At 59.5% G+C, this 13385-nt stretch carries 9 protein-coding genes; 1 reads left to right on the forward strand and 8 read right to left on the reverse strand.

Going from position 1 to position 13385, the window contains the following annotated elements:
- Nucleotides 1-2 precede the first annotated feature (2 nt).
- A complete protein-coding gene (htpG, locus tag IE111_RS10430; RefSeq protein ID WP_189608485.1) occupies nt 3-1913 on the reverse strand; it encodes a molecular chaperone HtpG in 1911 nt (636 codons plus the stop codon).
- Nucleotides 1914-2096: 183 nt separating this feature from the next.
- Here htpG and IE111_RS10435 point away from each other — a divergent pair, with 183 nt between their 5' ends.
- Nucleotides 2097-3434: an MFS transporter gene (locus tag IE111_RS10435; protein ID WP_189608486.1), complete on the forward strand. Its 1338-nt coding sequence runs from the start codon at nt 2097-2099 to the stop codon at nt 3432-3434.
- Nucleotides 3435-3604: 170 nt separating this feature from the next.
- Here the strand turns inward: IE111_RS10435 and IE111_RS10440 are convergent, their stop codons facing one another.
- The 7 genes from IE111_RS10440 to IE111_RS10470 all read right to left on the reverse strand — a co-directional run bounded on the left by IE111_RS10440 (nt 3605) and on the right by IE111_RS10470 (nt 13376).
- A complete protein-coding gene (locus IE111_RS10440) occupies nt 3605-4321 on the reverse strand; it encodes a DUF599 domain-containing protein (RefSeq protein ID WP_189608487.1) in 717 nt (238 codons plus the stop codon).
- A 291-nt stretch (nt 4322-4612) separates the two neighbouring features.
- A complete protein-coding gene (gene sucD / locus IE111_RS10445) occupies nt 4613-5485 on the reverse strand; it encodes a succinate--CoA ligase subunit alpha (RefSeq protein ID WP_189608488.1) in 873 nt (290 codons plus the stop codon).
- On the reverse strand, nt 5482-6651 hold the full coding sequence (gene sucC, locus IE111_RS10450; RefSeq protein ID WP_189608489.1) for an ADP-forming succinate--CoA ligase subunit beta: 1170 nt from the start codon (nt 6649-6651) through the stop codon (nt 5482-5484). Before sucC ends, sucD begins: the two co-directional genes overlap by 4 nt.
- Before the next feature lie 123 nt (nt 6652-6774).
- Nucleotides 6775-8214: a dihydrolipoyl dehydrogenase gene (gene lpdA / locus IE111_RS10455; protein ID WP_189608490.1), complete on the reverse strand. Its 1440-nt coding sequence runs from the start codon at nt 8212-8214 to the stop codon at nt 6775-6777.
- A 95-nt stretch (nt 8215-8309) separates the two neighbouring features.
- A complete protein-coding gene (odhB, locus tag IE111_RS10460) occupies nt 8310-9608 on the reverse strand; it encodes a 2-oxoglutarate dehydrogenase complex dihydrolipoyllysine-residue succinyltransferase (protein ID WP_189608491.1) in 1299 nt (432 codons plus the stop codon).
- Nucleotides 9609-9638: 30 nt separating this feature from the next.
- Nucleotides 9639-12482 carry a 2-oxoglutarate dehydrogenase E1 component gene (locus IE111_RS10465; protein ID WP_189608492.1) on the reverse strand — a complete coding sequence of 948 codons (2844 nt, stop codon included), beginning with the start codon at nt 12480-12482 and terminating at the stop codon, nt 9639-9641.
- A 186-nt stretch (nt 12483-12668) separates the two neighbouring features.
- Nucleotides 12669-13376, reverse strand: a complete 708-nt coding sequence (locus tag IE111_RS10470) for a succinate dehydrogenase iron-sulfur subunit (RefSeq protein ID WP_189608493.1) — start codon at nt 13374-13376, stop codon at nt 12669-12671.
- Nucleotides 13377-13385: the final 9 nt, after the last annotated feature.

Below are 13385 nucleotides of genomic sequence, written 5' to 3' on the forward strand. Positions count from 1 at the left end.
CACTACTGCGCCATATCCAACAACAACTTATTCAACCGGGATACAAACCCGGCCGCATCCTTCGGATGGGACCCTTCGGCCAACCGCGCCTGCTCCAACAGGATGTTGGCCAGATCGGCGAAGCGTTCTTCACCACTCTCCGTCTCCAGCCGCTGCACCAGCGGGTGTTCGGGGTTGAGCTCGAAGATGGGTTTGCTGTCGGGCACTTTCTGGCCGGCCGCTTCCATGATGCGGCGCATCTGGGCACCCATGTCGTTCTGGCCGACGACGATGCAGGCGGGGCTGTCGACCAGGCGGTTGGTCATGCGGACTTCTTCGACTTCGCTTTCGAGCAGGGTCTTGAGGCGCTCCAGCAGGGGTTTGTGCTCGTCGTTGGCTTTCTTTTCGGCTTCTTTGTCTTCCTCGCTCTCGATCTCGCCGAGGTCGAGGTCGCCGCGGGCGATGTCGACGAATTGTTTGCCGTCGAATTCACGCAGGTAGCCCATGAGCCATTCGTCGATGCGGTCGCTCATCAGCAGGACTTCGATGCCTTTCTTGCGGAAGACTTCGAGGTGCGGGCTGTTCTTGGCGGTCTGGTGGCTGTCGGCGGCGACGTAGTAGATCTTGTCCTGGCCTTCTTTCATGCGGCCGATGTAGTCGTCCAGGGACTGGTTCTGGTTGGCTTCGCCGGTGTGGGTGGTGGCGAAGCGCAGCAGTTTGGCGATCTTTTCGTTGTTGGACGGGTCTTCGGCGGGCCCTTCCTTGAGGACCTGGCCGAATTCGTCCCAGAACTGCTGGTAGCCTTCCGGGTCTTTCTTGGCCAGTTTGGCGAGCATGTCGAGCACGCGCTTGGTGAGTGCGGAGCGCATGCTGTCGATGGCGTCGTTGCTTTGCAGGATTTCACGGCTGACGTTCAACGGCAGGTCGTTGGAGTCGACGATGCCCTTGGTGAAGCGCAGGTACATGGGCAGGAACTGCTCGACGTCGTCCATGATGAAGACGCGCTGGACGTACAGTTTGAGGCCGCGAACGCGCTCGCGGTTCCACATGTCGAACGGCGCTTTTTTCGGGATGTAGAGCAGGCTAGTGTAGTCCAGCTTGCCTTCGACCTTGTTGTGGGACCAGGTCAGGGCGTCGCCGAAGTCGTGCGAGATGTGGTGGTAGAGCTCCTGGTATTCCTCGTCGGAGATTTCGCTCTTCGGACGGGTCCACAGGGCGGTGGCCGAGTTGACGGTCTCCCACTCGGGCGCTTTTTCCTCGGTGTTGCCGTCTTCGTCCGCTTCGAAGTTTTCCTTCAGCATGCGGACCGGCATGGAGATGTGGTCGGAATATTTGCGAATCAGGTTGCGCAGGCGCCAGCCATCGGCGAATTCGGTTTCTTCCGGCTTGAGGTGCAGGACGATCCGGGTGCCGCGCTCGGGTTTCTCGATGTCGGCCAGGGTGAACTCCCCTTCCCCGCCACTGTGCCAGTGTACGCCGTTCTCGACAGGCTCACCGGCTTTGCGGGTATAGACGTCCACGCCCTGGGCAACGATGAACGAGGAATAGAAACCGACGCCGAACTGGCCAATCAGCTGGCTGTCCTTGCGTTCGTCCCCGGTCAGGTTCTGCAGGAATTCGGCGGTGCCGGATTTGGCGATGGTGCCCAGGTTGGCGATCACGTCATCGCGGTTCATACCGATGCCGTTGTCGTTGATCGTGACGGTGCCGGCGTCTTTATCGAATTCGACCGTGACCGCGAGATCGCCGTCGTCGCTGAGCAGGGAGTCGTCTTTCAAGGCCTGGAAGCGCAGCTTGTCGCAGGCGTCCGACGCATTCGAGATCAGCTCCCGTAGAAAGATCTCCTTGTTTGAATACAGAGAGTGGATCATCAAATGCAGAAGCTGCTTCACTTCTGTCTGAAAACTGAGCGTTTCCTGTTGGGTCTCAGACATAGAACACCTCAAAATCAATCACTTAGATTAGAAAAGCGGAATGGCTCCCCGCTATTTATGGGTCGTCTGGCGGTTTTCAAGCGGTGCTTTTCAGTCCGGGCCGTCTGGGGCACACTAGATCGCTCTCCCGGGGGCTGCGATGGTGCTCTGGCCGCCGGGTCAACATTCACAAGGAAGACAGACATGACAGCCTATGCAACCGCCGCTCCGCCGACCGACGTCCGTAAACGCGAAATCGTCGGCTGGGCGATGTACGACTTCGCCAACAGCAGCTACACCACTGTGGTGGTCACCTTTGTCTACAGCGCCTTCTTCGTTTCGACCATTGTTCCGCCCGAACTGGCGCACCTGAACAACACCTTCTGGGCCATTTCCATCGCCATTTCGACCGGGCTGGCCATTATCCTGGCGCCGCTGGTCGGCGTTCTATGCGACTACAGCGGGCACAAGAAGCGCTATCTGGCCTGGTGCACCTGGCTCTCGGTCATCGGCACCGGCGGGCTCTTTTTCGTGGAACCGGGCAATGTCTGGCTGGGCATAGCGTTTCTGGTGGCGAGCAACACCGCCTGGATGCTGTCGGAAAGTTTCATCGCCAGTTTTCTGACCGACCTGGCCAACAAGGACACCATGGGGCGCATTTCCGGCATCGGCTGGGGGATCGGTTATGTCGGCGGGCTTGCCAGTCTGATCCTGACCCTGGTGGTACTGGATTCCAACTACGGCGATGTGGTCGACCGCAACCAGCTGGCGATGCTGCTCATCGCGGGCTTCTACGGGTTGGGTGCCCTGCCCACGTTCATTTTCGTCAAGGAACGGGCTCAGCCCCACCCGGGGTTTGAAAACGCCAGCTTCGTTCAATTGTCCAAAGCCGCGGTCAGCCGGCTAATCGCCATGAAGAACATCATCGCCGACTATCCGGTTCTGTTCCGGTTTTTCATCGCCTTCATGGTGTATTCGGCCGGTATCTCGGTGGTGATTAAATTCTTCGGCATCTATGCCCAGGAGGAAATCGGCATCGCCGGCAGCCAGATGGTCACCATCGGCGCCACCCTGCAAGTCGCGGCCATGATCGGTGCCGTGGCATTCGGATTCGTCGAAGACAAGCTGGGCTCGAAGAACACCCTGATCCTGACGCTCGGCTGGTGGTTGATGGGATTGATCGGCATCTACTTTCTGTTGCCGCTGCAGGCGCTCACCGGCATGGAAACCGTTCCGTTGTTCGTGGTCATCGCCTTCATCGCCGGCAGCGCCATGGGCGCGACGCTGAGCGCCAGCCGCGCCGTGGTTGGCCTGCTCGCCAAGCCGGGTGACTCCGCTTTGCTGTTCGGTTTATGGGGTACATTCGGCCGCTTCGCCATCATCATCGGCATGACGTTCGGGCCGATCGCTGATGCGGTGGGACGCCATCAGGCGCTGTTGGTGATCATGGCCTATTTCGTGTTGGGGGCGATCTTGCTGTCGCGGGTTCCGCTCAAGGAAGCGATTCATGATGAGCGGACGGCGGCACGGAATAATGTGTAGGATTAGGTCCGCAGGACCGTAATCCGACAGTGTTATCGCTGGTACGGGAATACTCGCAGGCACGGTTAAGATGTTGGATTACGGTCCTGCGGACCTAATCCAACCTACAAAGGCGATCAACGGGCTCCATACCGTAACGTGGTTTCCTTCCATGGTGGGCGGTGCCCACCCTACTCCCGATCAATCCGCTGATCCGGGTCCAGCCCCCTCGCCCGGATCAGTTCCTTCAAGGTGGTGCTGCGAAACTCGCGGCGATACAGCACACCGATGATGACCGCCGTCCCCGCCACAAACCAGAACGGCCCGAGCAACCAGCCGACCACCGCCAGACTGAAATAAAACGCCCGCAAGCCCAGGTTGAACTGACGTCCGGCCAAGTCCATGACCTTGGCGCCGTGAATCGCGAACTGCCGCTTCACGCTGTCGTCGATGCTTTCGGTCGGTGTTGGGGCCGAGCCGATCATGACCGACATGAACCCGAATTGCCGCATGCTCCAGGTGAAACTGAGAAAGGCGTAGATGAACACCACGATCAAGACGCCAACCTTGGCTTCCCACAGGGCCTTGGTGCCGGTCTGTACGAACGAGATCTCGTTCAACAACCGGATCACCTGCTCGGACGCCGCCAGAGCCGTGATCAAACCGGCGACGATGAAGATGCTCGCCGAGGCGAAGAAGGCGGAATTGCGCTCGAGGTTACCCACGGCCGACATATCCGCGACCCGGTTTTCACGACGCAGCAGGCGCTGCATCCAATCCATCCGGTAGTGATGCATGATGGAGGACAGGCTGTGGTAACGCTTGCCTTGCTCGGAGGCGTAACGGGTGTAGGCAACCCAGGCGGTGAAGAAGATGAGGAGGGCGAGCCAATCGAAAAAATAGGTCATAGGAGTCGGTCCGTCGGGTTTACCCCCTTAGTTTAACGGATTCACGTAGGGTGGGCACCGCCCACCATGGTTCGGCAGTGTAGGTTGGATCGGTCCGACGTCTCGGTAGCGCGTGAGCGCGTAATCCAACAACCATTCCTCACGAAGGGTGATGGTATTGCCACCCATGTGAATGTTGGATTACGCCCTTCGGGCTAATCCAACCTACTGGTGGGCAGTGCCCACCCTACAGCGTCCACATACAAAAAAGGCGGCCAGAGGCCGCCTTTTTTGGAGTCAAACCCGCCGATCTTACCAGCCGGTGACTTCCTTCAGTGCGTCGCCGATTTGCGCCAGAGAACGCACGGTTTTGACACCGGCGTCTTCCAGGGCGGCGAATTTCTCGTCGGCGGTGCCTTTGCCGCCGGCGATGATCGCACCGGCGTGGCCCATACGCTTGCCCGGAGGGGCGGTCACACCGGCGATGTAGGAGACGACCGGCTTGGAGACGTTGGCCTTGATGTAGGCCGCGGCTTCTTCTTCGGCGGTGCCGCCGATTTCGCCGATCATGACGATCGCTTCGGTTTTCGGATCCTTCTCGAACATCTCCAGGATGTCGATGAAGTTGGAACCCGGAATCGGGTCGCCGCCGATGCCGACGCAGGTGGACTGGCCGAAGCCATGATCCGTGGTCTGCTTGACGGCTTCGTACGTCAGGGTACCGGAACGGGAGACGATGCCGACACGGCCCGGCTGGTGAATGTGACCCGGCATGATACCGATCTTGCATTCACCCGGTGTGATTACGCCGGGGCAGTTCGGGCCGATCATGCGAACGCCTTTCTTGTCGACGTATTCTTTCGCCTTCAGCATGTCCAGCGTCGGGATGCCTTCGGTGATGCAGACGATCAGCTCGACGCCGCTGTCCGCCGCTTCGACGATGGCGTCCAGGCAGAACGGTGCCGGAACATAAATGACGGACGCCTGGGCGCCGGTGGCTTCAACCGCTTCGCGGGCGGTGTTGAATACCGGCAGGCCCAGGTGGGTGGTGCCGCCCTTGCCCGGGGACACGCCGCCGACCATCTGGGTTCCGTACTCAATGGCCTGTTCACTGTGGAAGGTGCCCTGAGAACCGGTGAAACCCTGGCAGATTACTTTGGTGTTCTTGTCGATCAATACGCTCATGCTGCACCTCCAGCCGCTTGAACCACTTTCTCGGCTGCGTCGGTCAATGAAGTGGCGGCAATGATGTTCAGGCCGCTGTCGGCCAGTTTCTGAGTGCCAAGTTCGGCGTTGTTGCCTTCGAGGCGCACAATAACCGGTACCTTGACGCCGACTTCCTCGACGGCACCGATGATGCCTTCGGCGATCATGTCGCAGCGAACGATACCGCCGAAGATGTTCACCAGAACGGCCTTCACGGAAGTATCGGACAGGATGATCTTGAACGCTTCAGCCACGCGTTCCTTGGTCGCGCCGCCGCCGACGTCCAGGAAGTTGGCCGGCTGGCCACCGTGCAGCTTGACGATGTCCATGGTGCCCATGGCAAGACCGGCACCGTTGACCATGCAGCCGATGTTGCCTTCCAGCGCCACGTAGTTCAGGTCCCATTGGGCGGCTTGGGCTTCGCGCTCGTCTTCCTGGGACGGATCGCGCATGTCGGCGATCTTCTTCTGGCGGTACAGGGCGTTGCCGTCGACATTGATCTTGGCGTCCAGGCAATGCAGATTGCCTTCATCGGTGATCACCAGCGGGTTGACCTCGATCAGCCCCAGATCCTTCTCTTCGAACAGCTTGGCCAGGCCCAGATAGATCTTGACGAACTGCTTGATCTGGTCGCCTTTCAGGCCCAGTTGGAAGGCAATGTCACGCGCCTGGAACGGCTGCGCACCGACCAGCGGATCAACGACCGCACGCAGGATTTTCTCCGGTGTTTCCTCGGCGACTTTCTCGATCTCGACACCGCCTTCGGTGGAGGCCATGAAAACCACACGACGGCTGCCGCGATCGACCACGGCACTCAGGTAGAGTTCCTGGGCGATGTCGGTGCAGGATTCAACCAGAATCTTGCTGACCGGTTGACCGTTTTCGTCTGTTTGAAAGGTGACCAGGTTCTTGCCCAGCCATTTTTCTGCGAACTCGCGAATCTCCGCGTCACTCTTGACCAGCTTCACACCGCCGGCCTTGCCGCGTCCGCCGGCGTGCACCTGGGCTTTGACCACCCACATGTCACCCCCGATCTTCTTGGCGGCTTCGACCGCCTCATCGGGAGTATCACAGGCGAAGCCCTCTGACACGGGCAAGCCGTACTCTTTGAACAGCTGCTTGGATTGATACTCGTGTAGGTTCATGATTCTTTCCGTTCTCTGAACTCGAGTGTGTGGGAGAATTTGTTCTTATCGTGGGTTTCGCCCGATTCGCACTCTGATTAGCGAATAAAGAAACCGGAGCCTGGGCTCCGGTTTCATTCTCTATCAACGCTTTTTGCGGTTAACCTTGTGAATCGCCATATTGTCGACCGCCAGAGCGGCTTCGTGCACCGCTTCGGAGTTGGTCGGGTGGGCGAAACAGGTCAACTGCAGGTCTTCCGCGCTGGATGCGAACTCCAGGGCGATGACGCCCTGGGCAATCATCTCGGAGGCACCGGCGGCGAAAATGTGCATCCCCAGCACACGATCGGTCTTGGCGTCCGCGATGATCTTCACTTGTCCGTCTGTGGCGTTCTGAGCCATGGCTCGACCGATAGCCGCCATCGGGAAAGCACCGACCTTGTAGTCGACGCCTTCGGATTTCAGCTCTTCCTCGGTCTTGCCGACCCAGGCCATTTCCGGATGGGTGTAGATAACGTTCGGGATGGCGTCGTAGTTCATCTGGGCTTTGTGCCCGGCGATGATCTCGGCCACCATCAGGCCCTCTTCCGAGCCTTTGTGTGCCAGCATCGGGCCACGCACCACGTCGCCGATGGCGAACACGCCCGGTACGGTGGTGGCGCACTGGTCGTCCACCTGAATGAAGCCGCGCTCGTCCAGCTCGACGCCGCAGCCCTTGTCCAGGCAGCCTTCGGTGTAGGGACGACGACCGACGCAGACGATCAGCTTGTCGAAAGTCTCTTTCTTCTCGCCGTCGCTGTCTTCGAAGGTGACTTCCACCTTGTTTTTCTTAACCTCGGAACCGGTCACGCGGGTGCCCAGGCGGATGTCCATGCCTTCTTTCTTGGTGAAGTACTTGAAGGCATCCTTGGCGACGCCCTGGTCGGCCACCGGCAGGAAGGTATCCATGGCTTCGAGGACAACCACTTCGGAGCCCAGGCGGCGCCAGACGCTGCCCAGTTCCAGACCAATGACGCCGGCGCCGATCACGCCCAGGCGCTTGGGTACGGAATCGAATTCCAGGGCGCCTTCGGAATCGACGATCAACTTGCCGTCCGTCGGCGTCGGCGGAATCTCGACCGGTACCGAACCCGTGGCCAGGATGACGTTCTTGCCTTCCAGAGTCTCGGTGCTGCCGTCATGTTTGGTGACCTCGACCACCTTGTTGGACTTGAGCATGCCCTTGCCTTCGAAGGCGGTCACGCCGTTGCCCTTCAGCAGGCCGGATACGCCCTGGGTCAGCTTGTTCACGATGCCGACCTTGCGCTCCATCATCGCCTTGACGTCGATTTTCAGGTCTTTCAGACCGATGCCGTGGAGTTTGAAGTCGTGAGCGGCTTCGACGTACTTCTCGGAGGACTCGAGCAACGCCTTGGACGGGATGCAGCCTACGTTCAGGCAGGTACCGCCGTAGGACGGTTTTTCATCCTTGGTCAGCCATTTCTCGACGATGGCGGTTTTCAGGCCCAGCTGGGCCGCCTTGATCGCGGCTACGTAGCCACCCGGGCCCGAACCGATCACTACCACATCAAATTGTTGTGCCATAGAACTCTTACCTTTCAATGGATTCGTTCAGGTCAGGCCGCTCCATACAGCGACCCGACCGTGTAGGGGCTCTGCGTGGCCGTCTTACAGCCTGTTCACAGCTCCAGCAGAATACGGGCCGGATCTTCCAGCATATCCTTGATGGCCACCAGGAACTGAACGGCTTCTTTGCCGTCAATCAGTCGGTGGTCGTAGGACAGGGCCAGGTACATCATCGGCAGGACTTTGACTTCACCGTTGACCGCCATCGGCCGTTCCTGGATTTTGTGCATGCCCAGAATAGCCGTCTGCGGCGGGTTCAGGATCGGCGTCGACAACAGCGAGCCAAACACACCGCCGTTGGTGATGGTAAAGGTACCGCCCTGCATATCCTCAAGGCCAAGCTTGCCTTCCTGTGCTTTCTTGCCGAAATCGCGGATGGTGCTTTCCATGGTGGCCAGGCTCATCTGGTCGGTGTCGCGCAGAACCGGGACCACCAGACCGCGATCGCTGGATACGGCTACACCGATGTCGTAGAAACCGTGGTAGACGATGTCGTCGCCGTCAATCGAGGCGTTCACTTCCGGGAAACGGCGCAGCGCTTCGGCGGCGGCCTTGATGAAGAACGACATGAAGCCCAGGCGAGTGCCGTTGTGCGTCTTCTCGAAGGTTTCCTTGTAGCGCGAACGAAGGTCCATGATCGGCTTCATGTTGACCTCGTTGAAGGTGGTCAGCATGGCCGTGCTGTTCTTGGCGTCGAGCAACCGTTCGGCGACGCGCTTGCGCAAACGGGTCATCGGCACACGCTTCTCGGCGCGCTCGCCGGCTTGCACGGTCGGCTGGGACGCCGTCGCGGTCTGGCTTTGCGGAATCATGCCCGGCATGGAGTGCGCCGGCTGATCTTTGGAATCCGCGCCCTTGACGCCGCCATCGACGGCCTTGACCACGTCTTCCTTGGTAATGCGGCCACCCTTGCCGGTACCGGTAATGTCCGCGGCGGTCAGGCCGGCTTCGTCGGCCAGGCGACGGGCCGCCGGACTCATGGCGGCATTCGGGTCACCGCCCTGCTCGCCCTTGTCGGACCCGGCCGATTCCGACTTGGCTTCGGATTTGGACGCTTCCGCCTTGGGTTCTTCTTTCTTGTCTTCTTTGGCATCGCCACCGGCGGAACCACCGGCGCCTTCCTCGAAGGTCCCGATGACTTCCTGGCTTTCGACGGTATCGCCTTCGCCTCTCTTGATTTCCTGGATGGCGCCGTCCGCCGGAGCCACCACTTCCAGAACCACTTTGTCGGTCTCAATGTCGACGATCAACTCATCGCGGGAAACGGCTTCACCGGGCTGCTTGTGCCAGGTAGCGATGGTTCCGTCGGCGACGGATTCTGGAAACTGCGGTGCTTTAATATCTATGGCCATTGTGTGGATCCTTAGTCGTATACCCGTCGATCACTGAGCAAGCAGGATTGCTTCATTAAGGAATTTTTCAAGTTGTTCAAGGTGCAGCGACATGTAACCCGCTGCGGGCGCCGCCGATGCCTCTCGGCCGGCGTAGCTGAGGTGCAGATCCGGATTCACCCGGCCGAGCACCTTGCGCATGTGGTGTTGGCTGGAGTACCAGGCGCCCTGGTTCATCGGCTCTTCCTGACACCAAACCACGTCTTTCAGGTTCGGGTAGCCCGAGATCGCCTCGTACAGAGTCTCTTCCGGGAACGGATAGAGCTGTTCGATGCGGACCAGCGCCACATTGTTGGCGTCTTCCTTGCGGCGCTTCTCGAGCAGGTCGTAATAGACCTTGCCGGAACAGAGCACAACCCGGTCGACCTTTTTCTTGTCGATGTTGGCGTCGGTCTCGTCGATCACGGTCTGGAAGCTGCCTTTGGCCAGGTCTTCGAGACTGGATACCGCATCCTTATGACGCAACAGGCTCTTCGGCGACATGACCACCAGCGGCTTGCGCAGATTGCGACGCACCTGGCGGCGCAGCATGTGGTACACCTGCGCCGGTGTCGTCGGCACGCACACCTGGATGTTCTGTTCGGCGCACAATTGCAGGAAACGCTCCAGACGGGCGGACGAGTGTTCCGGCCCCTGCCCTTCGTAACCGTGCGGCAGCAGCATGACCAGACCACACAGTCGACCCCATTTGTGTTCACCGGAGGTGATGAACTGATCGATCACTACCTGGGCGCCATTGGCGAAATCGCCGAATTGGGCTTCCCACAACACCAGACCGCTCGGCGCAGTGGTGGAGTAACCGTATTCGAAGGCCAGTACGGCTTCTTCCGACAGGAAGGAGTCGTACACTTCGAACGAGGGCTGATCCTCATAGAGGTGCGCCAGCGGTGTATAGGTGCTGCCGTCCTTCTGGTTGTGCAGAACCGCGTGACGGTGCACGAAGGTGCCCCGGCCGGAGTCCTGACCGGTCATGCGCACCGGATGACCTTCTTTCAACAGGGTCGCGTAGGCCAGCATCTCGGCCATGCCCCAGTTGACCGGCAAGGCCCCTTTCGCCATCTTCTTGCGGTCTTCGATGATCTTGTTGACCTGACGCTGCAGCGGGAAGCCTTCGGGAACCTGGTTCATGGCATTGGCCAGTTCCTGCAGGTCCTTGAGCGGCCAACTGGTGTCGTGATGGTCGACCACCGGCTGGTTCAGATACGGCGACCAGTCCACGAACAAGGACTTGTTCGGCTCCTTGACCAGGGACTTGACCACATGCTCGCCACTGTCGAGCAGGTCGCGGTACTCGTCGGCCATCGACTTGATGTCCTCGCCGGCCAGCACACCGTCTTCGACCAGACGATCGGCATACATACCAACCGAACTCTTACGGCTGCGGATGGCCTGGTACATCATAGGCTGGGTCATCGCCGGCTCGTCGGCCTCGTTATGGCCGCGTCGACGGTAGCAGACCAGATCGATCACCACGTCTTTCTTGAATTGCTGACGATAATCGACCGCCAGCTGAGTCACGAACACCACCGCTTCCGGGTCGTCTCCATTGACGTGAAAAATCGGCGCCTGAACCATCTTGGCGATGTCGGTGCAGTACTCGGTGGACCGGGCGTCTTCGCGCTTGGAGGTGGTGAAGCCGACCTGGTTGTTGATGATGACGTGAATCGTGCCACCGGTACGATATGCCCGGGTCTGTGAAGCCTGGAAAGTCTCCATGACCACGCCCTGACCGGCAAAGGCCGCATCGCCATGGATATTGACCGGTACGACCTGATCGCGGACATGGTCCTTGCGACGGTCCTGACGGGCCCGGACCGAGCCTACGACCACGGGTGCGGAAATTTCCAGATGCGACGGGTTGAACGCCAGCGCCAAATGCACTTCGCCACCGGCCGTCATGACGTTGGAGGAGAAGCCCTGGTGGTATTTGACGTCGCCGGAGCCTTGGGACAGGAAGGACTTGCCCTCGAACTCTTCGAACAACTCGGCCGGGTTCTTGCCGAGAATGTTGACCAGCATGTTCAGACGGCCGCGGTGGGCCATACCGATGACGATTTCCTTGGTACCGTAGGAGCCGCAGCGCTGGATCAACTCGTCCATCAACGGAATCAGGGTCTCGCCGCCTTCCAGGCCGAAACGCTTGGTACCCGGATACTTGGAACCCAGGAACTTTTCCAGCCCTTCCGAAGCGGTCAGACGCTCCAGAATGTGCTTGCGCGCTTCCGGTGAATACTCCGGATGGGAGCGCACCGACTCCATGCGCTGCTCGATCCAGCGGCGCTCGGCGGTGTTGACGATGTGCGTGAATTCGGCGCCAATGGAGGAGCAATAGGTTTGCTCCATGGCCGAGACGATTTCCTTCAGCGGCGCTTCGGACTTGCCGATGTACAGGTTTCCGCACTGGAAAACGGTGTCTTCATCGGCCTTTGAAAGACCGTGATATTGCATATCCAGATCCGGAACGGGCTCGCGCTCGAACAGACCGAGCGGGTCCAGCTTGGCGATCTGATGGCCGCGAAACCGGTAGGCCGTCGCCAGTTGGTGCACCCGCACCTGCTTGCGTTCGTGATCGGATACCAGGCTGGGGGCCAGAGTGTCGGCGGCGACTTTCTTGGATTTGCCGAGCAACAGGAAGTGATCGCGGACCGGGGCGTGCGGAGTGTCGGTCGTTACCTGGTCGTTGATATTGGGGAGTTTGTCGAAGACCGAGCGCCATTGCTCGGGAACAGAATTGGGGTCAGCCAGATAGGCTTCGTACATTTCATCAAGGTAGGTTTGGTTGCCGCCCGATAGATGGGACGTCGACCAAAGTTCCTCCATGGTGCCGTTTTGCATTGCTTGAACCCTGTTTGTTCAATACCGCGGAGAAGATGATGCCAGAGGCATCGGCTCAAATTGTTTCCTAATCAATGTCACTCTTGTATTCAACGGCGACGATGAAACACATCTTAACAGTCGAACAAAACCCCGGAGCCAGAGGCTACCGGGGCTCAACCGCAGAGTGACGGCGGTTGTATTCGATCAAGTGGCGTTGGCCAGCAGCATTTCCCGAATATGGCCGATCGCCCGGGTCGGGTTCAGGCCTTTGGGGCATACGCTGACGCAGTTCATAATGCCACGGCAACGGAACACGCTGAACGGATCGTCCAGCTCGGCCAGGCGATCCGCCGTGGCCGTGTCCCGGCTGTCCGCCAGGAACCGGTAGGCCTGTAACAGGCCGGCCGGTCCGACGAACTTGTCCGGATTCCACCAGAAGGACGGGCAAGAGGTCGAACAGCAGGCGCACAGGATGCACTCGTACAGACCGTCCAGCTTTTCCCGATCTTCCGGGCTTTGCAGGCGCTCGATCGCCGGGGCTGGCTTGTCGTTGATCAAATAGGGCTTGATCTTCTCGTATTGCTTGTAGAAGACGCCCATGTCGACGACCAGGTCACGAATGACCGGCAGGCCCGGTAGCGGCCGGATGACGAGTTTATCACGTCCGCCCTTCACTGAGGACAGTGGCGTGATACAGGCCAGGCCATTTTTGCCGTTGATGTTCAAACCGTCCGACCCACACACGCCTTCACGGCAGGAGCGGCGGTAGGAGACGGTCGTGTCCCGTTCCTTGACCAGGTTCAGGACGTCGAGAACCATCAGGTCCTTGCCCGCCGGAATGTCGACGTCATAGTCCTGCATGTAGGGCTTCTTGTCGGTTTCCGGATTGTAACGATAAATACTGACTTTCATACTGCGGCG

The sequence above is a fragment of the Saccharospirillum salsuginis genome, from assembly GCF_014651855.1.
In the GTDB taxonomy this organism is placed as follows: Bacteria; Pseudomonadota; Gammaproteobacteria; order Pseudomonadales; family Natronospirillaceae; genus Saccharospirillum; species Saccharospirillum salsuginis.